The 22,584-nt window shown below is 68.2% G+C and carries 17 protein-coding genes; 11 read left to right on the top strand and 6 right to left on the bottom strand.

The window, feature by feature from the left end:
* The first annotated feature begins 482 nt into the window (after positions 1-482).
* The 3 genes from ACPEEZ_RS08080 to ACPEEZ_RS08070 all read left to right on the top strand — a co-directional run bounded on the left by ACPEEZ_RS08080 (position 483) and on the right by ACPEEZ_RS08070 (position 5,086).
* The gene (locus tag ACPEEZ_RS08080; protein WP_423924216.1) at positions 483-2,078 is read left to right on the top strand and encodes a glycosyltransferase family 2 protein; all 1,596 of its coding nucleotides are present in this window, start codon (positions 483-485) and stop codon (positions 2,076-2,078) included.
* A complete protein-coding gene (locus tag ACPEEZ_RS08075) occupies positions 2,071-3,588 on the top strand; it encodes a glycosyl hydrolase (protein ID WP_423917252.1) in 1,518 nt (505 codons plus the stop codon). Before ACPEEZ_RS08080 ends, ACPEEZ_RS08075 begins: the two co-directional genes overlap by 8 nt.
* Before the next feature lie 130 nt (positions 3,589-3,718).
* Positions 3,719-5,086, top strand: coding sequence for a UDP-glucose dehydrogenase family protein (locus ACPEEZ_RS08070; protein WP_423924215.1), 1,368 nt, complete (start codon positions 3,719-3,721; stop codon positions 5,084-5,086).
* 105 nt (positions 5,087-5,191) lie between these two features.
* Here the strand turns inward: ACPEEZ_RS08070 and glnA are convergent, their stop codons facing one another.
* Entirely contained in the window at positions 5,192-6,616 is a 1,425-nt protein-coding gene (glnA, locus tag ACPEEZ_RS08065; protein WP_423917249.1) for a type I glutamate--ammonia ligase, read from the bottom strand.
* A 141-nt stretch (positions 6,617-6,757) separates the two neighbouring features.
* Between glnA and ACPEEZ_RS08060 the strand changes: the two genes are divergently transcribed.
* Positions 6,758-7,186 carry an RDD family protein gene (locus ACPEEZ_RS08060; RefSeq protein WP_423917246.1) on the top strand — a complete coding sequence of 143 codons (429 nt, stop codon included), beginning with the start codon at positions 6,758-6,760 and terminating at the stop codon, positions 7,184-7,186.
* 51 nt (positions 7,187-7,237) lie between these two features.
* Here the strand turns inward: ACPEEZ_RS08060 and ACPEEZ_RS08055 are convergent, their stop codons facing one another.
* Entirely contained in the window at positions 7,238-7,960 is a 723-nt protein-coding gene (locus ACPEEZ_RS08055) for a DUF4191 family protein (RefSeq protein ID WP_423917243.1), read from the bottom strand.
* Between the two features lie 122 nt (positions 7,961-8,082).
* Between ACPEEZ_RS08055 and ACPEEZ_RS08050 the strand changes: the two genes are divergently transcribed.
* Positions 8,083-9,363, top strand: a complete 1,281-nt coding sequence (locus ACPEEZ_RS08050) for a hypothetical protein (RefSeq protein ID WP_423917240.1) — start codon at positions 8,083-8,085, stop codon at positions 9,361-9,363.
* Between the two features lie 18 nt (positions 9,364-9,381).
* Here ACPEEZ_RS08050 and sucB read toward each other — a convergent pair whose 3' ends face one another.
* The 3 genes from sucB to ACPEEZ_RS08035 form a co-directional block, all read right to left on the bottom strand.
* Positions 9,382-10,869 carry a 2-oxoglutarate dehydrogenase, E2 component, dihydrolipoamide succinyltransferase gene (sucB, locus tag ACPEEZ_RS08045; RefSeq protein WP_423917238.1) on the bottom strand — a complete coding sequence of 496 codons (1,488 nt, stop codon included), beginning with the start codon at positions 10,867-10,869 and terminating at the stop codon, positions 9,382-9,384.
* A gap of 73 nt (positions 10,870-10,942) precedes the next feature.
* Positions 10,943-12,316, bottom strand: coding sequence for a dihydrolipoyl dehydrogenase (gene lpdA, locus ACPEEZ_RS08040; RefSeq protein WP_423917235.1), 1,374 nt, complete (start codon positions 12,314-12,316; stop codon positions 10,943-10,945).
* A 162-nt stretch (positions 12,317-12,478) separates the two neighbouring features.
* Positions 12,479-13,957, bottom strand: coding sequence for a leucyl aminopeptidase (locus ACPEEZ_RS08035; RefSeq protein ID WP_423917233.1), 1,479 nt, complete (start codon positions 13,955-13,957; stop codon positions 12,479-12,481).
* A gap of 86 nt (positions 13,958-14,043) precedes the next feature.
* Here ACPEEZ_RS08035 and ACPEEZ_RS08030 point away from each other — a divergent pair, with 86 nt between their 5' ends.
* The 5 genes from ACPEEZ_RS08030 (at position 14,044) to ACPEEZ_RS08010 (ending at position 19,870) form a co-directional block, all read left to right on the top strand.
* Positions 14,044-14,958 (top strand): proteasome assembly chaperone family protein, encoded by a 915-nt coding sequence (locus ACPEEZ_RS08030; protein WP_423917230.1) that lies wholly within the window; start codon positions 14,044-14,046, stop codon positions 14,956-14,958.
* A gap of 58 nt (positions 14,959-15,016) precedes the next feature.
* The gene (locus ACPEEZ_RS08025) at positions 15,017-16,348 is read left to right on the top strand and encodes an MFS transporter (RefSeq protein WP_423917227.1); all 1,332 of its coding nucleotides are present in this window, start codon (positions 15,017-15,019) and stop codon (positions 16,346-16,348) included.
* 279 nt (positions 16,349-16,627) lie between these two features.
* Entirely contained in the window at positions 16,628-17,854 is a 1,227-nt protein-coding gene (locus ACPEEZ_RS08020) for an RNA polymerase sigma factor (RefSeq protein ID WP_423917224.1), read from the top strand.
* 4 nt (positions 17,855-17,858) lie between these two features.
* The gene (locus ACPEEZ_RS08015) at positions 17,859-19,118 is read left to right on the top strand and encodes a MurT ligase domain-containing protein (protein ID WP_423917221.1); all 1,260 of its coding nucleotides are present in this window, start codon (positions 17,859-17,861) and stop codon (positions 19,116-19,118) included.
* Positions 19,115-19,870, top strand: coding sequence for a type 1 glutamine amidotransferase (locus tag ACPEEZ_RS08010; protein ID WP_423917219.1), 756 nt, complete (start codon positions 19,115-19,117; stop codon positions 19,868-19,870). Before ACPEEZ_RS08015 ends, ACPEEZ_RS08010 begins: the two co-directional genes overlap by 4 nt.
* A gap of 127 nt (positions 19,871-19,997) precedes the next feature.
* Here ACPEEZ_RS08010 and ACPEEZ_RS08005 read toward each other — a convergent pair whose 3' ends face one another.
* A complete protein-coding gene (locus ACPEEZ_RS08005; protein ID WP_423917216.1) occupies positions 19,998-20,225 on the bottom strand; it encodes a DUF7455 domain-containing protein in 228 nt (75 codons plus the stop codon).
* A gap of 244 nt (positions 20,226-20,469) precedes the next feature.
* Here ACPEEZ_RS08005 and ACPEEZ_RS08000 point away from each other — a divergent pair, with 244 nt between their 5' ends.
* Positions 20,470-22,566 (top strand): DNA gyrase/topoisomerase IV subunit B, encoded by a 2,097-nt coding sequence (locus tag ACPEEZ_RS08000; protein ID WP_423917214.1) that lies wholly within the window; start codon positions 20,470-20,472, stop codon positions 22,564-22,566.
* Positions 22,567-22,584 lie beyond the last annotated feature (18 nt).

Raw genomic sequence — 22,584 nt, 5'->3', positions numbered from 1 at the left:
TTTTGGGGTGATGAAGCTGTACCCCGATTCGGGTTACTGTACCCCGCGCTAGATGTCGGTCAGGTTTCGCGAGCATGTCCGGCTCGGGGGCGAACCCGTGGCGCGATCCCGTCAAGCCCTCTGCTCGACCGCGCCCATCCACAGTTCCTCTGACCGATCTAGAAAGCGGTCTGACCAGGTAAAACAGCAGCCTGCAAATTTGTTATGAAAATACTCAGTTGACGCCGAATGGGACCGATGACGTCGGCCTCCCGTCGCCGAGCGGCGCCGTCGGCACTTTGTCCGACAGCACCGGGAGGACACGTTCGTACCCCGGCAGGTGGCGCCATCGCCCCCGAAGGGGTGACGACTTGAAAGCGGCCTGACGGCTGCCTCAGACTCGTCTCAACCCGATAGACCAGTTCCTCATCGCTGCGGAAGCCACCCCCTTTCACCTCCCTGAGGCGGACATCGTGTTGACGTTCATCCTGCAAATCCGTTCCATGCTCGGCGGACATCCCGAGCTCTATCTGTTCGCGGTGTACTCGGCGTTCATCTGGGTCCTCTGGGTCATCAAGGTCGTCCTCTCCCGGCGCTACCGCCCCTTCACCGGCGAGTACACCGGCACGACGAGCGTCGTGGTCCCCGTCGTCGACGAACCCCTCGACCTGTTCCGCGACGTCATCGGTCGCATGGTCGAGCAAGGCCCCGGCGAGATCATCGTCGTCATCAACGGCAAGCCCAACGCCGAGCTCGCCGCGGTCTGCGAGGAGTTCGGGCCGCTCGTCCGCTGGGTGCACACGCCGATCCCCGGCAAGCGCAACGCGGTCATGATCGGCACCGAGCTGAGCACGGGCGACATCACCGTGCTGGTCGATTCCGACACCGTCTGGACGCCGGGCACCCTGTCCGAGCTCGTGCGGCCGTTCGCCGAGGCCAACATCGGCGGTGTCACGACCCGTCAGCGCATCCTCGAGCCGGAGCGCAGCTGGATCACCCGCTGGGCCGACTGGCTCGAGAACTCCCGGGCGCTGTACTCGATGCCGGCCCAGAGCGTGCTCGGTCAGATCGGCTGCCTGCCGGGTCGCACGATCGCGTTCCGCCGCGAGATCCTCGTCCGGGTCATGGACCGGTTCATGACCGAGAAGTTCATGGGCGTCTTCCTCGAGGTCAGCGACGACCGCACCCTCACGAACCTCACGCTCAAAGAGGGCTACCGCACCGTCTATCAGCACACGAGCCTCGTCTACACCGACGCGCCCCTCCAGGTGAAGAAGCTGTTCAAGCAGCAGCTGCGCTGGGCTCGCGGCAGTCAATACAACACGTTCCGCATGATGCCCTGGATGCTCGGCCACGCGCCGATGCTCGCGTTCTTCTTCGCGATGGACATCGTCCTGCCGTTCATGCTGATGGGCGTGATCGGCGGCTGGATCTACCGCGGCATCACGGGCACGGGGATCAACCTCTACCAGGGGATCCTCGACGAGTACGGGGTCTCGACCGGCCTGCTGAGCATCATCCTGTTGATGGTCCTGTCGTCGGTGCTCAGCATGGCCATCCGACAGATGCGACACCTGGCCGAGAAGCCGTCCGACTTCTTCCGACTGCCCGTCTTCATCATCGTGTCGACGTTCTTCCTCATGCCGATCCGCGTCATCGGCTTCTTCCGGATGGGCCACGCCAGTGGTTGGGGCACCCGAGCCGGTGCGTACGCCGGAGGCGCGGTGAACGACCAGTACCAGGCCGCCGTCGAGCAGGTTGCCGAGGAGACACCCCTCGACGTGCTGGAACGCGAGTTCCGAGACGGCGTCGACACGGGCGTCGACACCCTGTTCGACTTCTCGACGGGGTCGAGCGTGTCCGGGTCGTCCTCCGACGACACCGACGAGGCCGGAGCCGTGCTGGTGCGCAGCCGGCGCGCCGCCCTCGCCACGGAGTCGGAGCAGACGGTAGCCGAGACGACCGCGCAGCCGGTGCCCGTCTCCTCGTCGATCGCCGTCGCCCCGACGCCGACACGCCGTCGCCTCAACCCGAAAGCCGGATTCCCGTACCTGATCGGTTTCGCGATCCTCGCCCTGGAGGTCTTCTTCATTGTCTGAATCGAGTCAGAACTTCGTCACGCCGCTGCACGTGCACTCAGGCGTGTGGTGGGCGACGTCGAAGGGCAACGCACGCCGCACCGCGCTCGGTGCGACCGCCATCGCCGTCCTCCTGGCCATGATCACGTGGCTGATCTGGGTCTCGCCGAGCGAGAACGCCGTCCGCACTGCCGTCCAGCAGGCGGTGGGTGCCCCGACGACCACCGACATCGCCACGCTCAAGGCCGACCGGTCGGCCCTGCTCGACCAGCTCCTGTCCGCCAAGACGCAGCTGACCGCGAGCAAGACCGCTCTCGCCGAGGTCCAGCAGAAGGCCTGGTCGTCGGAGGCCCAGCTGACCGAGGCCAAGGCGCAGCTCGCGTCCGCCCAGGCCTCCGTCTCGGCCCTCGAGAACGCCGCGGGCTCCGGGAGCGGCTCGAACGCAGCCGGTGCCGCGGGATCGGCGGCCAAGGGCGCCACCGGTGGTTCGGGCAGCGTCTCGCCGGGCAAGACGGGGTCGACCGGGGGCACGACCGGCCCCGTCACGATCACGGCACCCACGAAGGCCCAGATCGTCAATCCGACGTCCCGCTACTTCGGGCTCTACACGACGCAGTCGCCGTTCAGCTGGTCGGAGTTCGACGACGTGAGCCAGAAGGTCAAGGCGCAGCCGAACCTCGCCGGCTACTTCCAGGGATGGGACCAGGACTTCAACCCGGCCGCCGTGAACCGGGCCTGGGCCAAGGGCGACCTGTCTCTGCTGACCTGGGAGTCGCGTCCCATCTCGGCGAGCAACTCGCAGGTCACCGAGCCCGATTACGAGCTCGGCAAGATCATCGACGGTGCCTTCGACGACTACCTCACGCGCTACGCAGACGCCATCGTGGCGAACGGACTGCCGCTGGCCATCCGCTTGAACCACGAGATGAACGGCAACTGGTACCCGTGGGACGAGGGCGTCAACAACAACGCCAAGGGCGACTACGTGAAGATGTGGCAGCACGTGCACGATATCTTCGCCGACCGCGGGGCGAACGACCTCGTGGCCTGGGTCTGGGCTCCGACCCGCGCCGAGGGTGTTCCCACCGCCAATCGCACGCTGGAGTACACGAAGAGTCTCTACCCGGGTGACGAGTACGTCGACTGGGTGGGCATGACCGGCTACCTGCGCAGCAGCCCCGAGACCCAGCAGCCGGGCGACTTCGACGGCACGTTCGGCAAGACCCTCGGCTACCTGAGGCAGATCACGCACAAGCCGATCCTCCTCGCCGAGATCGGTGCCGCCGAACTCGGCTCGGTCGCCCAAGCGCAGAAGCCGAAGTGGATCGCCTCCCTGTTCGACACCCTGGCCGATCCGAAGAACGCCGACATCATCGGCTTCGCCTGGTTCAACCTGACGGCCACGACCGTCTCGTCGGGCTCCTACCTGACGAACGACTGGCGCATCGTCTCGCGACAGGACTCCATCGATGCCTTCACGGCCGGCATCGCGAGGACGGACACGGGCTTCTCCCTGCGGCGGCAGCCGTGATCGCGAGCCGCACCGTGCCTCCTCGATTTCTCACTCCCACCGCATCCCTCACCGCAAGGAGCGCATCATGACCCACGACGACACCTCCACCTCCGAGCCGACGGACGCCGGCGAGTTCGACACCACGTCGATGAAGCCACGGATCAGCGTCATCGGCACCGGCTATCTGGGCGCGACGCACGCCGCCGCCATGGCGGAGATGGGCTTCGACGTCATCGGCGTCGACACCGACCCGACCAAGGTCGCGGCGCTGGCCGAAGGCCGTGTGCCGTTCTTCGAGCCGGGGCTGCCCGAGCTGATCGTCAAGCACGTCTCGTCGGGCCGTCTGCTGTTCACCACCGACCTCGCCGAAGCCGTGGCGCTGTCCGATGTGCACTTCATCTGCGTCGGCACGCCGCAGCGGCGGGGAAGCCACGCGGCGAACCTCAGCTACGTCGAGGAGGCCACGCGTGCCGTGGCCCGCTCGCTCAGTCACGACGGGCTCATCGTCGGCAAGTCGACCGTTCCCGTGGGTACGGCGGCACGGCTCCGCGAGATCGTGGCGGCCGCCCTGCCGACCGGGATCAAGGCCGACGTCGTCTGGAACCCCGAGTTCCTGCGCGAGGGCCATGCGGTCGAGGACACCCTCCGCCCCGATCGGATCGTCTTCGGCGGCACGGACAGCCGCACGGAGTCGATCCTCCGGGAGGTCTACGCCGAGCCGATCTCGACCGGCACCCCCGTCATCTCGTGCGACCTGCCGACGGCCGAGCTCGTCAAGGTCAGCGCGAACGCCTTCCTCGCGACGAAGATCTCGTTCATCAACGCGATCAGCGAGTTGTGCGAGGCCGCCGGCGCCGACGTCAGCACGCTGGCCGACGCCCTCGGCTTCGACGACCGTATCGGCCGCAAGTTCCTGAACGCCGGACTCGGCTTCGGCGGGGGATGCCTCCCGAAGGACATCCGCGCACTCATGTACCGCGCCAACGAGCTGGGCGCGCATCGCGCGGTGGGTCTCATGCAGCAGGTCGACGAGATCAACATGGCCCAGCGTCAGCGCGTCATCGACCAGGCGATCGACGCGTGCGGCGGGTCGGTGCTCAACCGCCGCATCGCCGTGCTCGGTGCCGCGTTCAAGCCGCACACCGACGACGTGCGCGACTCTCCGGCGCTGAACGTCGCGGCGGCCCTGCACCTGCGCGGCGCACAGGTACTCGTCGTCGACCCGGAGGCGACGCAGACGGCCCAGCGGAGCTTCCCGACCCTGTCGTTTGCCGACACGGTCGAGGAGGCCGTCTCGGACGCCGACGTGGTGCTCCTCCTCACGGAGTGGCCGCAGTTCGTCGCCGCCGAGCCGCGTGCCCTCGCCGTGTTGGCGGGCAACCCCGTGGTGATCGATGCCCGCAACGCCCTCGATGCGACCGTCTGGTCGAACGCGGGCTGGGAGGTCCGGGCCCTCGGCGGTCGGACGACGCCGGCTCGTCGGCAGGTGCTGGCACCGACGCCGATCCCGGCCTGACCCGATCGGATCATCGGGTCACGACGAAGCCCCGCACCTCTCGAGGTGCGGGGCTTCTGCCGTGACGACCGGTGGCGATGCCACCGAGACGTCAGGAGGCGCGGGTCAGACCGAGAAGTACATCTCGTACTCGAACGGGTGCGGACGCTGCGCGAGGGGGAGGATCTCCTTCTCGCGCTTGTAGGCGATCCAGGTCTCGATGAGGTCCTCGGTGAACACGTTGCCCTTGGTCAGGAACTCGTGGTCGGCCTCGAGCGCCTTCAGTGCTTCCTCGAGCGACGAGGGCACCTGGGGGATGCTCTTCGCCTCCTCGGGGGGAAGCTCGTACAGGTCCTTGTCGACGGGCTCGTGCGGCTCGATGCGGTTCTGGATACCGTCGAGGCCCGCCATGAGCTGCGCGGCGAAGGCGAGGTACGGGTTGCCCGAGGCGTCGGGCGCACGGAACTCGATGCGCTTGGCCTTGGGGTTCGTGCCCGTGATCGGGATGCGGATCGACGCCGAGCGGTTGCCGGCCGAGTAGACGAGGTTGACGGGTGCCTCGAAGCCCGGGATCAGCCGGTGGTACGAGTTGATCGTCGGGTTCGTGAACGCGAGCACGGCGGGAGCGTGCTTGAGCAGACCGCCGATGTACCAACGGGCGATGTCGGACAGTCCGCCGTAGCCGTTCTCGTCGTAGAACAGCGGCTTGCCGTCGTTCCAGAGGGACTGGTGCGTGTGCATGCCGGAGCCGTTGTCGCCGAAGAGCGGCTTGGGCATGAAGGTCGCGACCTTGCCCCACTGCTCGGCGGTGTTCTTGACGATGTACTTGAACTTCAGGATGTCGTCGGCCGCGTGCACCATCGTGTCGAAGCGGTAGTTGATCTCCTGCTGCCCGCCGGTGCCGACCTCGTGGTGGGAGCGCTCGAGGATGAGCCCGGCGTCGATCAGCTTGAGGCTGATGTCGTCACGGAGGTCGGCCGTCTTGTCGACGGGGCTGACGGGGAAGTACCCGCCCTTGTACGGCGTCTTGTTGGCGAGGTTGCCGCCTTCCTCGACGCGGCCCGTGTTCCAGGCGCCCTCTTCGCTGTCGACGGAGAAGAAGCTCGAGTTCTGCTTCACCTCGTAGCGGACGTCGTCGAAGATGTAGAACTCGGCCTCGGGAGCGAAGAACGCGGTGTCGGCGATGCCGGTCGAGGCGAGGTACTTCTCGGCCTTCTTGGCCACCTGGCGCGGGTCACGGCTGTAGAGCTCGCCGTTGCGCGGGTTGAAGATGTCGAAGACGAGGATGAGCGTGCGCTCGACCCGGAAGGGGTCGACGTAGCCGGTCGTGACATCGGGGATGAGCTGCATGTCCGACTCGTGGATCGAGGCGAAACCGCGGATGGACGATCCGTCGAAGAGCTGTCCGACGGAGAAGAAGTCCTCGTCGACCGTGGAGGCGGGGATGTTGAAGTGCTGCTGCACACCGGGAAGGTCGGTGAAGCGGATATCAAGGAACTTGACGTCGGTGTCCTTGATGAACTTCAGCACCTCGGAAGAATCACTGAACATACGGGATGTCTCTCCAATGGGCTTGGAACGGATCGGATGCGGAACGCACCCAGCACCGAGGCTATTGACGGAGGGTTTCGCCGCAGTGTCCCCAATGTTTCCGGCATGTTACGGGTGCGCCCGAAAGATAGTCTGGACACCATGTCCGACCGCATGCCGCCCCGTCCCACCTCGTCAGACGAAGGGTGGCAGGCCTGGCCCGGTCAACGTCTGGGCCTCCCGCAGAGCGGGCCCAGGTCGATCGGCCGCCTCGGGCGACGCATCGCCGCGCTCGTCATCGACTGGGCCATCGCCTACGTGATCGGCCTGGCGTTCTTCTCGGCCGACGGCCTCGCCACCCTCGGGGTGTTCGCCGTGATGCAGATCGTCCTGCTCATCACGGCCGGGGGAGGCGTGGGTCATCTGATCCTGCGACTCCGGGTCGTGCCGATGGCCGGGGGCTACATCGGGTTCTGGCGACCCGTCGTCCGGACGCTGCTGATCTGCATCGTCATCCCGGCCGTCGTGTGGGATGCGGATGAGCGCGGTCTGCACGATCGCCTCGCCGGGACGGTTCTCGTCCGCGTCTGAGCGACCGCGGCCCAGGTCTCAGCCGAGTCCTGTCGGCCGGGTCCTCTCGACTCAGCGGGGTCGGCCGGCGCGCACCTTGAACGGGTCGACACCCTTGGGGATCGGCAGCCCGCCCTGACCGAGCGACTGGAGACGGTTGCTGACCGCGAGGACCTCGTTGCGGTTGATCGCCGACTTGATCTTGTTCATGCGCGACGACAGCTTGTGCAGCGGGATGGCGTCCGGGTCGGGACCGACGTGCAGGACCGTGACCGGGACGTTCGGCAGGATGCGGGTCACCTTGCGGCGCTCTTCGTCGACGAGGCGCTTGGTCTGAGCGGCGCCGCCCTCGGCGATGAGCACGACTCCGCCGCGACCGACGGCACGGTAGATGGCGGCCTGGGTGCGACCCTGCACGGCGACGGGCATCTCGCTGGCGCGCCACGAACGGCGGAGGCCGCTCTTCATGACGGCGCCGACGGCACCCGGCTGACCCGCGATCTGCGAGTAAGCGGCTCGCTCGGCGCGGCGCCCCAACACGATCAGCAACAGGAGGATGCCGAGCATGACACCGACGACGATGTAGAGGATCAGCGCCAGGACGTTGCCGTCGGACAGCAGGAGGGCCGCGACGACGCCGGCCAGCACGGGGAGCAGCAGGGCCAGCAGCATGTACGGCAACGCGCGGTTGTCGGCGCGGCGGGTCATCTGGAAGACCTGCCACATCTGCTTGAAACGGCCCGGTTCCTTGGGCGGTTTCGGGGACGTGTTCTCCGGAGACGTGCGGCGTGCCATGCGACCTAGGATACGGGGTTCGACGCGGGTATGAGTCCTCCACGAGTCTGCTCTGAGCGGATCGACTCTGGAGCCCTGCTCCGATCGGCACCGCCGGGGCCTCGACACGGCACGGTGTCGACATGAGAGAGACGCACCGGCACGTTCTTCCCGGGGCCCCCGGTCGAGCCGTCGCGTGCGCGCTGGCTGTGGCCCGGCACCGGCACGTCGCCGTCTTGATCGATGTCCGGGACGATCCGTCCGACCGTGCGGACGACTGGCCGACCCCGATCGAGCTCGAGCTCGACGGGCCCGCCGGGACGCCTCTCCCGAGATGGTTGGCGTTGCGTGGGTCGATCGACGTGGGCGAGGCCGTGACGGTGCTGCTCCCGCTCCTCGGAGCCCTGCAGCATCTGTCGCATCGCGGCATCGATGCGACCGGTACCGGTCTCGATGACGTGGTGATCGACGAGGAGGGCGCTCCGGTGATCTCCTCACCGCGTCCCGGTGGTCGTCCGGCCGAGGGGGCCGCCCGGGACCTGGTCGAGACCGTCCTCGCGTTCGTCGATCACGAGGTCGCCCTGACCGGGCGGGAGGGCGCATCCTTCGACGACCTCGTCGAGTTCGTCTCCGACCTGGCGACACCTCTTCCCCTCGAGACGGCCCCGACCGGGTCCTTCGAGGACGAGACCGACGAGCTGGAACGGGCCCGGCCCACGATGGCGGCCACGTCCGAGACGCCGACCTGGCTCGCCATGATGCCCGAGTCGGCCGTCCTCGAGCGGGTGAGCGTCATCATCCGCGAGGCCTCCTGGGCAGGGACCGTGGAAGCCGTCCGTCGGGTCCGACCGCGCTACTGGGCTCTCGGCGGGATCATGAGCGCCTCGCTCGTCGCGGCTCTCGCCATCGTGGGTCCGTCGGTCGAGACGGCGTCGACCGGAGACGGGTCGGCGCACGGGATCGGCCCCGAGGTGGTGACGTCGCCGGGGGATGGCCACGACACGGTGGCGGGATCGTCGTCGGACTCGGCGAAGGCGACTTCGGCTACGGATGTGTCGGCGACGGAGTCGTCGTCATCCGACGACAGCGTGACGACGCAGGCCATCCTGGGTGACGACCCCGTCCCCGCGGCCGACGCTTTACTCGTCGCTCGTCGAGGTTGTCTCCGGGAACCGACCGAGTCGTGCTTCGCCGATACGGATCAGCTCGGATCGCCGTTGTCCCGTGCGGACGCCGCCTACACGGCCGACCCCGGCACATCTGCCCGACAGGTCGACGTCGTGTCGCTCCGGAGTGTCATGCACCGACTCGGTGACACGGTGCTGTTGTCGGCCACCGGGGCGGACGACGAACCGGCCTCCGTCCTGGTGGTCAGGACGGAGGCCGGTTGGCGGCTTCGCGAGATCAGCGCGACGCGGGGGTGAGCCCGGTCACGGGTGCTCTCAGATGCCGAGCTTGGCCGTGAAGTCGCCTGCTTCGAGGCGCGTCTTCACCGCGACGAGGAAGCGCGCGGCGTCGGCACCGTCGACGATGCGGTGGTCGTACGACAGGGCCAGGTAGACCATCGAACGGACGGCGATCGAGTCGCTGCCGTCGGCCGAGATGACGACGGGACGCTTGACGACCACACCGGTGCCCAGGATGGCGACCTGCGGCAGGAACACGACGGGGGTGTCGAAGAGGGCGCCGCGCGAACCGGTGTTCGTCACCGTGAACGTGCCACCCGCGAGCTCGTCGGGCTTCAGCTTGTTGTCGCGCGTGCGCTGAGCGAGGTCGGCGATCTCACCGGCGATGCCGGCGAGGTCGAGATCGGCCGCGTTCTTGATCACGGGCGTGAGGAGGCCGCGCTCCGTGTCGACCGCCATGCTGATGTTCTCGGTGTCGGGGTAGACGATCGAGTCGCCGTCGACCGTGGCGTTCAGCTTCGGGTGCGCCTGGAGCGCCTCGGCGGCGGCCAGCGTGAAGAACGGCAGGAAGGACAGCTTGTTGCCGGTCTTCTCGAGGAACTCCGCCTTGTGGGCGTCCCGGAAGGCCGCGACCTTCGTGACATCCACCTCGACGACGCTCGTGAGCTGGGCCATCGCCTGCATCGACTGCACGGCGCGCTCGGCGACGACCTTGCGGAGGCGCGTCATCGGGACGGTCGTGCCGCGCAGGAGCGAGACCTCGATCGGTGCGGCGGCCGGTGCGGCCGACGAGCTCGACGAAGCGGCCGCCTCGGCGGCGGACAGGACGTCCTCCTTGCGGATGCGACCACCGACACCGCTGCCGGTCAGCGTCGACAGGTCGACACCCTTCTCGTTGGCCAGCTTGCGGACGAGAGGCGTGACGTAGCCGACGGGCCCACCCGAGGCCTTGTCCTGTGCATCGTCCGTCGCGGGCGCGGTGGCCTGCGGTGCGGCGGCGGGCGCAGCTGCCGGGGGAGCGGCGGGTGCGGCTGCCGGGGGAGCGGCGGGTGCGGCTGCCGGCGGAGCGGCAGCGGGCGCCGGAGCAGCGGCGGGCGCCGGAGCGGCCGCGGCGGGAGCCGGGTCGACGGCAGGGGCCGGTGCGGGCGCCTCGGCGTTCTCGTCCTCACCCGGTGCCGGTGCGGCGTCGGAGGGGACCTCGGCCTCGGCGGGGGCGTCCTGCTCGGCGGCGGGGGCGTCTGCCTGCTCGGCGGGCTCGTCGGCCGGAGCCGACTCCGCGGCAGCGCTGCCGTCGCCGATTCGGACGAGTGCCGTGCCGACCTCGACGGTCTCGTCCTCGGGGACGAGGATCTCCTCGATCACGCCGGCGATCGGCGACGGGATCTCGGTGTCGACCTTGTCGGTCGAGACCTCGAGCAGGGGCTCGTCGACCTCGACCCGGTCACCGACGTTCTTCAACCAGCGGGTGACCGTGCCCTCGGTGACACTCTCACCGAGTGCCGGGAGGTTGACGGATTCGCTCATCAGTGGGGCTCCTTTGAAGACATTGTGTGTCTGCGTCGTGTGGTGCTGTGGGTGGTTCGGGGATGGTGCAGGACTACATCGCGTGCAGAGGCTTGCCGGCCAACGCCAGCATGGCCTCGCCCAGAGCCTCGTTCTGCGTCGGGTGCGCGTGGATCAAGGGAGCGACGTCCTCGGGGTAGGCCTCCCAGTTGACCGTCAGCTGCGCCTCGCCGATCAGTTCGCCCACGCGGGCGCCGATCATGTGCACGCCGACGACGGGGCCGTCGACCACACGGACGACCTTGACCGAGCCGCTGGTGCCGATGATGTGGCTCTTGCCGTTGCCCGCCAGGTTGTAGTCGTAGCTCGCGATCTTGTCGGCGCCGTACTTGTCGTTCGCCTTGGCCTCGGTCAGGCCGACCGATGCGACCTCGGGGTCCGAGTAGGTGACCTTCGGGATGTTCGTGTCGTCGATGACCTGCGGCTGGAGGCCTGCGATCTCCTCGGCGACGAAGATGCCGTGCTGGAAGCTGCGGTGCGCGAGCTGGAGGCCGGGGACGATGTCTCCGATGGCGTAGACGCCCGGAACGCTCGTCGCGAGGCGTTCGTTGGTGATCACGAAGCCGCGGTCGATGGTCACGCCGACCTCTTCGAAGCCGAGCCCGGCCGTCGACGGCCCGCGGCCCACGGCGACGAGGAGCAGGTCGGCGTCGAAGGTCTTGCCGTCTTCGAGGGTGACGACGACGCCGTTCTCGTCCTGGGTCACGCTCTGGAACCGCACGCCGAGCGAGAACTCGATGCCGCGCTTGCGGAACGCACGCTCGAACTGCTTGCTGATCGACTCTTCTTCGTTCGGGACGAGGTGCGGGAGCGCCTCGATGATGGTGACGTCGGCCCCGAAGGACTTCCAGACCGAGGCGAACTCGACCCCGATGACGCCGCCACCGAGGATGGCCACCTTGTTCGGCACGTGGTCGAGGGCGAGAGCGTGCTCGCTCGTGATGACCTTGCCGCCGATCTCGAGCCCGGGCAGGCTGCGCGAGTACGAACCCGTGGCCAGCACGACGTTCTTGGCGCGGAGCGTGTCGTCGCCGACCTGCACGGTCGTCGGGGAGGTCAGACGACCCTCGCCCGCGATGGTGGTGATGCCGCGGGCCTTGACGAGACCCTGGAGGCCCTTGTACTTGCTGGCGACGACGCCCTCGCGGTACGAGGTGACGGCGCCGATGTCGATGCCGTGGAAGTCGGTGTGGACGCCGTACTTGGCCGACTCGCGCGACACGTCGGCGACCTCGGCCGAGTGCAGCAGGGCCTTGGTCGGGATGCAGCCCCGGTGGAGGCAGGTCCCTCCGACCTTGTCCTTCTCGACCAGTGCGACGTTCATGCCCAGTTCGCTCGCTCGCAGCGCGGCGGCGTATCCGCCGCTGCCGCCACCGAGCACGACCAGGTCAAAATTCTGTTCCGACACCCAGCAACTCCCTCGTGCGTTCGGAGGTGACCCCGTCGTCGTGGTGGGCGCCGTCGTGGTGACGGCGACGTCCCACCCGTGGCGGCGACGTCCAGGGGACGCGACCGCACTCACTGCTCCGGGGACCGATCTCGACGGGTTTCTCCCGCCCGTACGACCCTACTACGCGGCCGAAAACTTGTCGGCCAGCTCGATCAGGGTCCGTACAGCCACGCCGGTCGAGCCCTTGCCGGTGAAGCCCCAGCCGCCGCCCTTGTTCACGCTGGGACCCGCGATGTCGAGGTGCGCCCACGGGATGCGGGACTCCGAGTCGACGCGCTTGCCCACGAACTCCTGGAGGAACACGCCGGCCAGGAGCATCCCGGCCGCCGTGTTGCCGGGCGTGGCGTTGACGAGGTCGGCCACGTCCGAGTTGAGACGGCTGCGCAGTTCGCCGGGAAGCGGCATGTGCCAGAACGTCTCGCCGGCGGCATCGGCCGTGGCGACGACCTCGGCGGCCAGGCCGGAGTCACCCATGACACCGACGTACCGCGTGCCGAGGGCGACCACCTGGGCGCCGGTCAGCGTCGCGACGTCGATGATCGCGTCGGGGTGCTCCTCGCTGGCGGCGACGAGACCATCGGCCATGACGAGACGTCCCTCGGCGTCGGTGTTCGTGACCTCGACCGTCGTGCCGCCGCGGATGGTGAGGACGTCGTCGGGGCGGATCGCGCTGCCGCTGGGCATGTTCTCGGCGATGCAGAGCCAGGCGGTGAGTCGCACCGGCAGGGCGAGCTTTGCTGCCGCGACGGTGACCGCGAGCACCGTGGCGGCGCCGGTCATGTCGTCCTTCATGCCGAGCATGCTGGCGGCCGGCTTGAGGGACAGCCCGCCCGTGTCGTACGTGATGCCCTTGCCGACGAGCGCGACGTGCTTCGCGGCACCGGCAGGGGAGTACTCGACCTTCACGAGGCGCGGGCCACGGCTCGACCCCTGGCCCACGCCGAGGATGCCGCCGTAGCCGCCCTCCCGGAGCTCGGCGTCGCCGAGGACGGTGACGGTGAGGTCGGCGCCGGAGGCATGTGCGACGGCGGCGTCCGCCAGGGCCTCCGGGGAGAGCTGCTCGGGCGGAGTCATCGCGAGGTCCCGGACCGTGTGCACGGCCTCGGCGACGATCCCGGCGCGGGTGACGGCCCCGGTGCCGACCTCGAACTCCGTGACCAGGACGAGGTCTCGGGCATGGCGGCGCGTGGGCGACGCGGAGGAGTGTCGGAACCCGTCGAACTCCCAGGAGGCGATGGCCGCGCCCTCGAGGACGGCGAGGGCCTCCTGCTCGGTCGAGACGACGAGGGCGAGTGCGACGCGGTCGAGGCCGGTCAGCTGGCGGACCGCCGACCCGGCGGCATAGCGCAGCGACTCCTCGTCGATCGTGTCACCGAGGCCGATCAGCGCGATGCTGCTCGCGGAGACACCGTCGCCTGGGAGGCGCGTCAGCTCGTCGCGGGCACCCGTCACGCCGATCGCGCCCAACGACGTGATGACATCTGCCAGGGGGCCGACCACCTCCGGACCGTCGGCGCCCTTCCTGACGCCGACGACGAGAGCGTCTGCCTCGACGGTCGTGGGAGAGGTGCGGCTGGTGGAGAGCGTGGCGACAGTCATGCCGCCCATCGTATCGAGGCCCCTGTTCGCTCTGGGCATGCCGCCGCAGTGCCCGGCACCGCCCGCGCCATGCCTAGGCTTGTCGCATGCACGATCCTGCCGAGCTCTATGTCCTCACCGAGGATGCCGACGGCGTCCCCGAAGGGCTTCCGCTCGTGGCCGGCCTGACCGGCTTCGCCGACGCCGGGTCGGCGGTGAGCCAATTGAACGAGTTCGTGCACGAGACACTCGACGGCACGCTGATCGCTTCGTTCGACGCCGACGAACTCCTCGACTACCGGGCTCGGCGTCCCGTCTTCACCTTCGACCAGGACCACATCTCCGAGGTGACGCCCCCGCGTCTCTCGTTGCACCTGATGCGCGACGACCTCGGCCAGTCCTTTCTCTTCCTGTCGGGCTTCGAGCCCGACTTCCAGTGGCAGCGGTTCACGGAGGCGCTCCTCGGTGTGGCGCGTCGGTTCGCCGTGTCGTCGACCACGTGGGTCCACGCGATCCCGATGCCGGTGCCCCACACGCGGCCCCTGCAGGTGACGGTGAGCGGCAATCGAGCGGACCTCATCGAGTCCCTCTCGGTCTGGCGTCCCGTCACGCAGGCGCCCGCGAACGTGCTGCACCTGTTCGAACACCGCCTGCACGAGGCGGCGGATCCCGTGGCGGGCTTCGTCATCCTCGTCCCGCACTATCTGGCGGACACGGAGTTCCCCGATGCCGCCGTGACGGCGCTGTCGAGCATCAGCTCGGCCACCGGGCTCATCTTCCCCACCGACCGATTGCGCGAGCAGGGGCGTGAGTTCTTGCTCAAGGTCGAGGAGCAGGTCGCCGGCAACCACGAGTTGTCGCGTCTGGTCGGCACGCTCGAGGAACGCCACGACACCTACATGGAGGGCAACCCGCTGCCGTCCCCGCTGACCGACCAGGACGGTCAGGTCCCCACGGCGGACGACCTCGCGGCCGAGCTCGAGAAGTTCCTCGCCACGAGACGACTCGACGACGACGCGTGAGCGGCGGTGCCGGCCGGCGCAGTACGCCGTCGTCGACGACCTCCACTAAGTTCTTCGTGTGAACTCCGCCCGCGCCTGGACCGTCTGGGGTGCGGCGGTGGCCGCCTACATCGTGGCGGTCCTGCAACGGTCCTCGCTCGGTGTCTCGGGTGTCGAGGCGCAGCACCTCTTCGGCATCGGCGCGTCGACGCTCTCGACTCTCGCCGTCGTCCAGCTGATCGTCTATGCAGGTCTGCAGATCCCCGTCGGCGTGCTCCTGGACCGGGTCGGGCCGAAGAGGCTCATCCTGGTGGGTGGCCTGCTGCTCGCTGCGGGGCAGATCGTCGTCGCGGTGTCGCCGCCCGTGATCGGCATCGCCATCGTCGGCCGCGTCCTCGTGGGCGCGGGGGATGCGATGACGTTCATCTCGGTGATCCGCTTGCTGCCGTCCTGGTTCCGGGGGCCGATCCTGCCGCAGGTGTCGCAATGGACCGGCAACATCGGCCAAGCCGGGCAGGTGCTCTCGGCGCTCCCGCTGTCTCTCGTCCTGCACGGCTTCGGGTGGACGCCCGCATTCTTGTCCGCCGCCTCCGTGTCGGTCCTCGTCGTCGTCCTCGTCGCGCTGGTCGTCAAGAACTCGCCCTTCGTCGAGGGGCCCCGGGCGGAAGGGGCCACGTGGTCCGAGGCGTTCCGTCAGCTGGGGGAGAGCATCAGGCGACCGGGCACTCGCCTCGGGTTCTGGTCCCACTACGTGACACAGTCGTCGGGAACGGTGTTCAGCCTCCTCTGGGGTGTGCCCTTTCTCGTGGGGGCCCTGGACTACTCGCCGACCGAGGCATCGGCGATGCTCACGATCATCGTCGCGACCGGTGTCGTCGCAGGGCCGGTGCTCGGTCTGCTCTCGGCCCGGTTCCCGCTGCGCCGCTCGAATCTCGTCCTCGGCATCGTGACACTCGTCCTCGGCACGTGGACGCTCGTGCTGGCGTGGCCCGGCGGGCCGCCGCAGCCCCTCGTCTACGCGCTGATGGTCGTCCTGGGCATCGGGGGGCCGGGGTCGCTGATCGGCTTCGACTTCGCCCGCACCTTCAACCCGCTCCGGAGTCTCGGAGTGGCGAACGGCATCGTGAACGTGGGGGGATTCCTCGCCAGTTTCGTCATGATGTTCCTGATCGGCGTCGTCCTGGACCGGCTCGACGCCGCCCGCGTGGGTGCAGGGCTGCCCAGTGACCTCTTCTCGCTCGAGGCGTTCCGGGTCGCCTTCTGCGTCCAATACCTCGTGATCGGCGTGGGCGTGGTGGGGCTGCTCGTGGCGCGACGGCACACCCGCAGGGGGCTGCACCTCGAGGAGGGAATACAGGTGGCGCCGTTGTGGGTTGCTCTCAACAGGCGACTGCGTCGCCCGAGGGGCTGACCGTCCCTCGACCACCCCCACTTCGACTGTCCCTCGGTCAGGGGCTTGTGTCCCCGCCTTCCTCCGAACGTGCAATAATGGGATACGGACCCGTTCACGTCCTTCCGATCTGTCCAGTTCGCCTCATCGGCGGCACGACTTCGGTCGGGGACTTGACATGGGTCCTAGTACTGCCCGAAATCGCCGTACCGCCAGAACCGATCGACGCAACACGGGTCGGTCGGCGTCCGAACCGCGGACAACGGCCCGGACGGTACCCGAGAACTGAAAGGTGTTCGTATGGCTACTCGCAGCAAGGCGACCGCGGTCGTCGACGAGACCACCGACGGCCCCGACGCCGTCGTCGAAGAGACCCCGGCCAAGGCCCCCGCCAAGAAGGCGCCCGCCAAGAGGGCGACGGCCGCGAAGGCGACCAAGCCGAAGAAGGCCGCCGACGAGGACGAGCCCGAGGTCGCCCCGACCGACGATGCCGAGACCGACGCCGACACCGAGCCCTCCGACGCAGGCAAGGCACCCGAGGTCCTGCCGACCGGCGCCCTCGTCATCTCGCAGGACGACGACGACGAGATCCCCGTCTACTCGACCACCATCACCGGTGCGACGGCGGATCCGGTCAAGGACTACCTCAAGCAGATCGGCAAGGTCGCCCTCCTGAACGCGGCCGAAGAGGTCGAACTGGCCATGCGCATCGAGGCGGGCCTGTTCGCCGAAGACAAGCTCGCGAACAGCACGGGTCTCAGCAAGGAGCTGGAGCGCGAACTCCGGTGGGTCGCGCGCGATGGCCAGCGCGCCAAGAGCCACCTGCTCGGGGCAAACCTCCGACTGGTCGTCAGCCTCGCGAAGCGGTACACGGGTCGCGGCATGCAGTTCCTGGACCTCATCCAGGAGGGCAACCTGGGCCTGATCCGTGCCGTCGAGAAGTTCGACTACACCAAGGGGTTCAAGTTCTCGACCTACGCCACCTGGTGGATCCGTCAGGCGATCACGCGTGCCATGGCCGACCAGGCCCGCACCATCCGTATCCCGGTGCACATGGTCGAGGTCATCAACAAGCTCGCCCGCGTGCAGCGTCAGATGCTGCAAGATCTCGGCCGCGAGCCCACGCCCGAGGAGCTCTCGCGTGAGCTCGACATGACGCCCGAGAAGGTCGTCGAGGTTCAGAAGTACGGCCGCGAGCCGATCTCGCTGCACACTCCTCTCGGTGAGGACGGCGACAGCGAGTTCGGTGACCTGATCGAAGACACCGAAGCGGTCGTCCCGGCTGACGCCGTGGGCTTCACGATGCTGCAGAAGCAGCTCGAGAGCCTGCTCGATTCGCTGTCCGAGCGCGAGGCGGGTGTGATCCGCATGCGCTTCGGCCTGGGCGACGGCATGCCGAAGACGCTCGACCAGATCGGTGACACCTTCGGCGTGACGCGCGAGCGCATCCGTCAGATCGAGTCCAAGACGATGGCCAAGCTCCGCCACCCGAGCCGGTCGCAGTCGCTGCGCGACTACCTCGAGTAAGCCGATGAAGTACCTGATCCCCGTTCTGGCGGGGAGGCTCGTCCGTGCCGTCGCACGTCTCCGCGGCGGCGGTTCGGCCTATCCCGGCCAGACCGTCCTGCGCCTCGCGCCCGACTTCCTCAGCCATGTCGCCGAGCAGTTCCCGCAGGGTGTCGTCTTCGTGCTCGGCTCGAACGGCAAGTCGACCACGACGATGATGCTGACGGAGGTACTCCGTGCGCACGGGCTGTCCGTCTTCACGAACCCGACGGGCGCCAACCTCCCGCAGGGGATCGCGTCGGCGTTCCTCCGCGAGGTCACACCGTTCGGCCGGATCAAGCACGACATCGGCGTCATCGAGGTCGACGAGGCGTTCGCGGTCGAGTTGAGCCGCTCGCTGCACCCGAAGACCGTGCTGATGCTCAACGTCCAGGTCGACCAGCTCTACCGCTTCTTCGAGACCGAACGGGTCGGCACGATGATGACCGACACCGCGGCGACCGCGACGTCGTCGGTCGTCACCAACCGCGACGACCAGCACCTCGGCCCGTACTCCTCGACATCGGGGCAGGCGGTGACGCGCTTCGGCGCGTCCGCGGACGTGGTCGCAGCGTCGCCCAACGGGTTGCAGAACGCCAACGACTTCCGACGGGACGCCGACGAGTCGCTGACCGCCGAGACCGAGGTCACCGCCTTGACGGGCGCGGGTGCCACCATCACGACCGCCGGCGTGCCGATCGACATCACGCTGCCGGCTCGCGGCCTGCACTACGCCGTGGATGCGGCCGCCGCGATCCAGACGACGTCGGTCGTCCTGGGCCGCCCGGTCGACCCGGCCGCGGTGCGGAAGGCGTTCACGGGCATGAAGCCGGCCTACGGCCGTGGTGAGCGGATGACCATCGGTGCGGACCAGGCCGAGTTCATCATGTTCAAGAACGCCGCGAGTCTCCAGCTGAACCTCGACGCCCTTCCGCAGGGTGTGGAACAGGTCATGCTCGCGATCGACGAGGGTACGCCCGACATCTCGTGGATCTACGACATCGACTTCTCGCACCTCGACCACGTCGACGTGCTGGCCGGTGCGAAGGCGTGGCAGCTCGCCCTCCGACTCGAGCACGACGGCATCCCGGTGCACGTCATCGAAGAGGACATCGCCAAGGCGATCCGCTTGATGAGGGCCCTGCCCTCGCCGAGCGATCACACGAAGCACTTCGTGACGAACTACGAGCAGATGATGATGGCCAGGCGCATCCTGGGCCACCCCGATCTGGAGAAGACCGCGTGAGCGAGCACGTCCTGCGAATCCTCACCCTGTATCCCGAGCAGCTCGGCGTGAGCGGTGACCGTGGCAACGCCATGACGCTCGCGGAGCGCGCCCGTCGCGCCGGCATCGGGTCCGAGCAGCTCGAGTACCGCGTGGGCGACACGGTCCCCGGCGACGTCGACGTCGTCCTGCTCGGACACGGACCCCTGTCGGGCGTCCGGTCCGTCAGTCACGACGCCCAGCGGCTGCGCGAACCGCTGGAGCGCCTCGCCGACGCAGGTGTACCGCTGTTGGCGGTCGGTGGCGGTCTCGAGCTCACCACGCGTGGGGTCGTCACCACCGAGGGGGAGACGGTCCAGGGCATCGGATACTTCGACGCCCTCGTGCGTCGCGGTGCCACCCGTCGCACCAACTACTTCCGGGTCACGACGCCCTACGGCGGCTCCGAGATCGAGCTCTTCGGCTTCGAGGACCACGCGTCGTCCCTCGAACTCGGCTCGACCGCGCGGCCCTTCGGGCACGTCGTCTACGGCGGAGGCAACGGCAGCGATTCCGCCGAGGGTGTCGTCCGCGGTGCGAGCATCGGCACCCAGATGAAGGGCCCGATCCTGCCGCTCAACCCGGCTCTCGCCGACCGGCTCCTCGTCGCGGCCCTGTCGCGTCACGGCGTGACCTACGAGACGTCGGAGGCGCATTCCACGTTGGACGACTACGCGGCGGCCTCGCAGAAGGTGATCGCCGACAACCTGGACCGAGCCTTCAAAGCCATGTAGCACCTCCTCGGTCTCCCGCCGGAGCCGAGAACGACGAAAGGCGCACATCGTGATCGATGTGCGCCTTTCGCGTCGTCCGACACGATCGTGTCGATCGGAGGTCGGACCCGAAGTCGGTGTCGGCTGCTCAGCTGGCGAGCAGTCGGTCGCTTTCGTCGAGCCATTCGATAGCGTTCGGCTGCAGCTTCTCTTTGAACTTCGCGCCGTGGTGGGCGCAGAAGAGGAGCTCGCCGCTGGCCATGGTCGCCCGGATGTAGGCCTGGGCCCCACAGCTGTCGCAGCGGTCGGCTGCACTCAACTGGTAACGGGAGCCGAGCTCGTCGACGGCGGTGTGGTCGGTGGCCATCTGAGACATGGGATGCTCCTCCAAACGATGGTGCTGTGGATAGGTGACACTCATCAAAACACGCCCGCGTTACGACCGTGCGACATTTGGCTGGATTTCGCTGATCGCGTAGAACGCGGGGCGACGAGTGTCGAGAACTCGGCTGTCACCGGTCCTCGTTAGCATAGAACGCACGCCTCCGGCCGAGAATTCCAGCCCGACGACCACGCCCGGTCCCCGGTCGTCACCGAGTCGGACGTGCTGAAGGAGTGTTGTGGCCACGTCAGACTATTCGGCCCGCCATCTGTCCGTGCTCGAGGGTCTCGAGGCGGTCCGTAAGCGACCCGGCATGTACATCGGGTCGACCGACAGCCGAGGCCTGATGCACTGCCTGTGGGAGATCATCGACAACTCGGTCGACGAGGCGCTCGGCGGGTATGGCGAAGCCATCGACGTCCTGCTGCACGCGGACGACAGCGTCGAGGTGCGCGACAGCGGGCGGGGCATCCCCGTCGACGTCGAGCCGAAGACGGGGCTGACCGGCGTCGAGGTCGTTCTCACGAAGCTCCACGCGGGCGGCAAGTTCGGCGGCGGCTCGTATGCGTCCTCGGGTGGCTTGCACGGCGTGGGGGCCTCGGTCGTCAACGCGTTGTCCGAACGTCTCGACGTCGAGGTCGACCGGGGCGGCAAGACCTATGCGATGTCGTTCCGCCGCGGAGAACCCGGCACGTTCGCCGACACGGGGGAGCCGACGCCCGACTCGCCCTTCACGCCCTTCGTCTCGGGCAGCGAGCTCCGCGTCGTGGGCAAGACGGCCAAGGCGAAGACCGGCACGCGGATCCGCTACTGGGCCGACCGACAGATCTTCACCCGGGGCGCGACGTTCCTTCCCGACGAACTGTTCGGGCGCGCCCGCCAGACGGCCTTCCTCATCCCGGGCCTGTCGATCCGCATCCGCGACGAGCGACCGGGGTCCCTCACGGACGGCGGGTTCCCGCTCGAGAGCACGTTCCGTTTCGACGGCGGAATCAGCGAGTACGTCGAGTTCCTCGCTCCCGACACGGCCGTGACCGACACGTGGCGCATGCAGGGCACGGCGACGTACACCGAGACGGTGCCGGTGCTCACCGACGGCGGGGCGATGGTGGCGACCGAGCTCGAGCGCGAGTGCGAGGTCGACCTCGCCCTCCGCTGGGGCAGCGGCTACGAGACCGTCTTCCGCAGCTACGTCAACATCATCGCCACGCCGAAGGGCGGCTCGCACCAGGCGGGGTTCGAGGCCGGACTGGTGAAGTTCATCCGGCAGCAGGTCGAGCAGAACGCCCGCCGACTCAAGGTCGGCAACGACAAGGTCGACAAGGACGACGTCCTGGCCGGGTTGACGGCCGTGCTGACGGTGCGACTGCCCGAGCCTCAGTTCGAGGGGCAGACGAAGGAGATCCTGGGCACGCCGGCCGTCCGCAACATCGTCGCCAACGTCGTCGCGGCCCGCTTCGCCGAGCTGTTCGCGTCGCCGAAGCGCGACGACAAGGCGCAGACGGCCGTCGTGCTCGACAAGGTGGTCTCCGAGATGAAGTCGCGCATCGCGGCCCGGGCCCACAAAGAGACACAGCGACGCAAGAACGCGCTCGAGAACTCCTCGCTGCCGGCCAAGCTCGTCGACTGCCGCTCGAGCGACGTGACGTCCAGCGAGTTGTTCATCGTCGAGGGCGATTCGGCGCTCGGCACGGCGAAGAATGCCCGGAACAGCGAGTACCAGGCCTTGCTGCCCATCCGCGGCAAGATCCTCAACGTGCAGAAGGCGTCCGTGAGCGACATGCTCTCGAATCTCGAGTGCGCCTCCATCATCCAGGTGATCGGTGCCGGGTCGGGTCGCTCGTTCGACCTCGAGGCCGCGCGCTACGGCAAGGTCATCATCATGAGCGACGCCGACGTCGACGGTGCCCACATCCGCACGCTGCTGCTCACGTTGTTCTTCCGGTACATGCGACCGATGATCGAGGCCGGGCGGGTCTTCGCGGCCGTGCCGCCGCTCCATCGCGTCGTCGTCCAACACCCCGGCAGCAAGCCGAACGAGACGATCTACACCTATAGCGAGAAAGAGCTGCACGGCGTCCTCGCCGGGCTCAAGCGCACCAACAAGAAGTACCTCGAGCCGATCCAGCGCTACAAGGGTCTCGGCGAGATGGACGCCGAGCAACTCGCGACGACCACGATGGATCGCCAGAACCGCATGCTGCGCCGGGTGAAGGTCGACGATGCCGAGAACGCGGCCCGGGTGTTCGAGCTCCTGATGGGCAACGACGTCGCGCCGCGCAAGGAGTTCATCATCGACGGGGCCGGCCTGAGCCGCGACCGCATCGACGTCTGAGCCGGCTCTCGAGACGGC

Origin of the sequence: Frigoribacterium sp. 2-23, from assembly GCF_049601585.1 — a bacterium.
GTDB lineage: Bacteria > Actinomycetota > Actinomycetes > Actinomycetales > Microbacteriaceae > Frigoribacterium.
The sequence above is the reverse complement of the archived record's forward strand: the minus strand, read 5'-3'. Positions and strand labels throughout refer to the sequence as shown.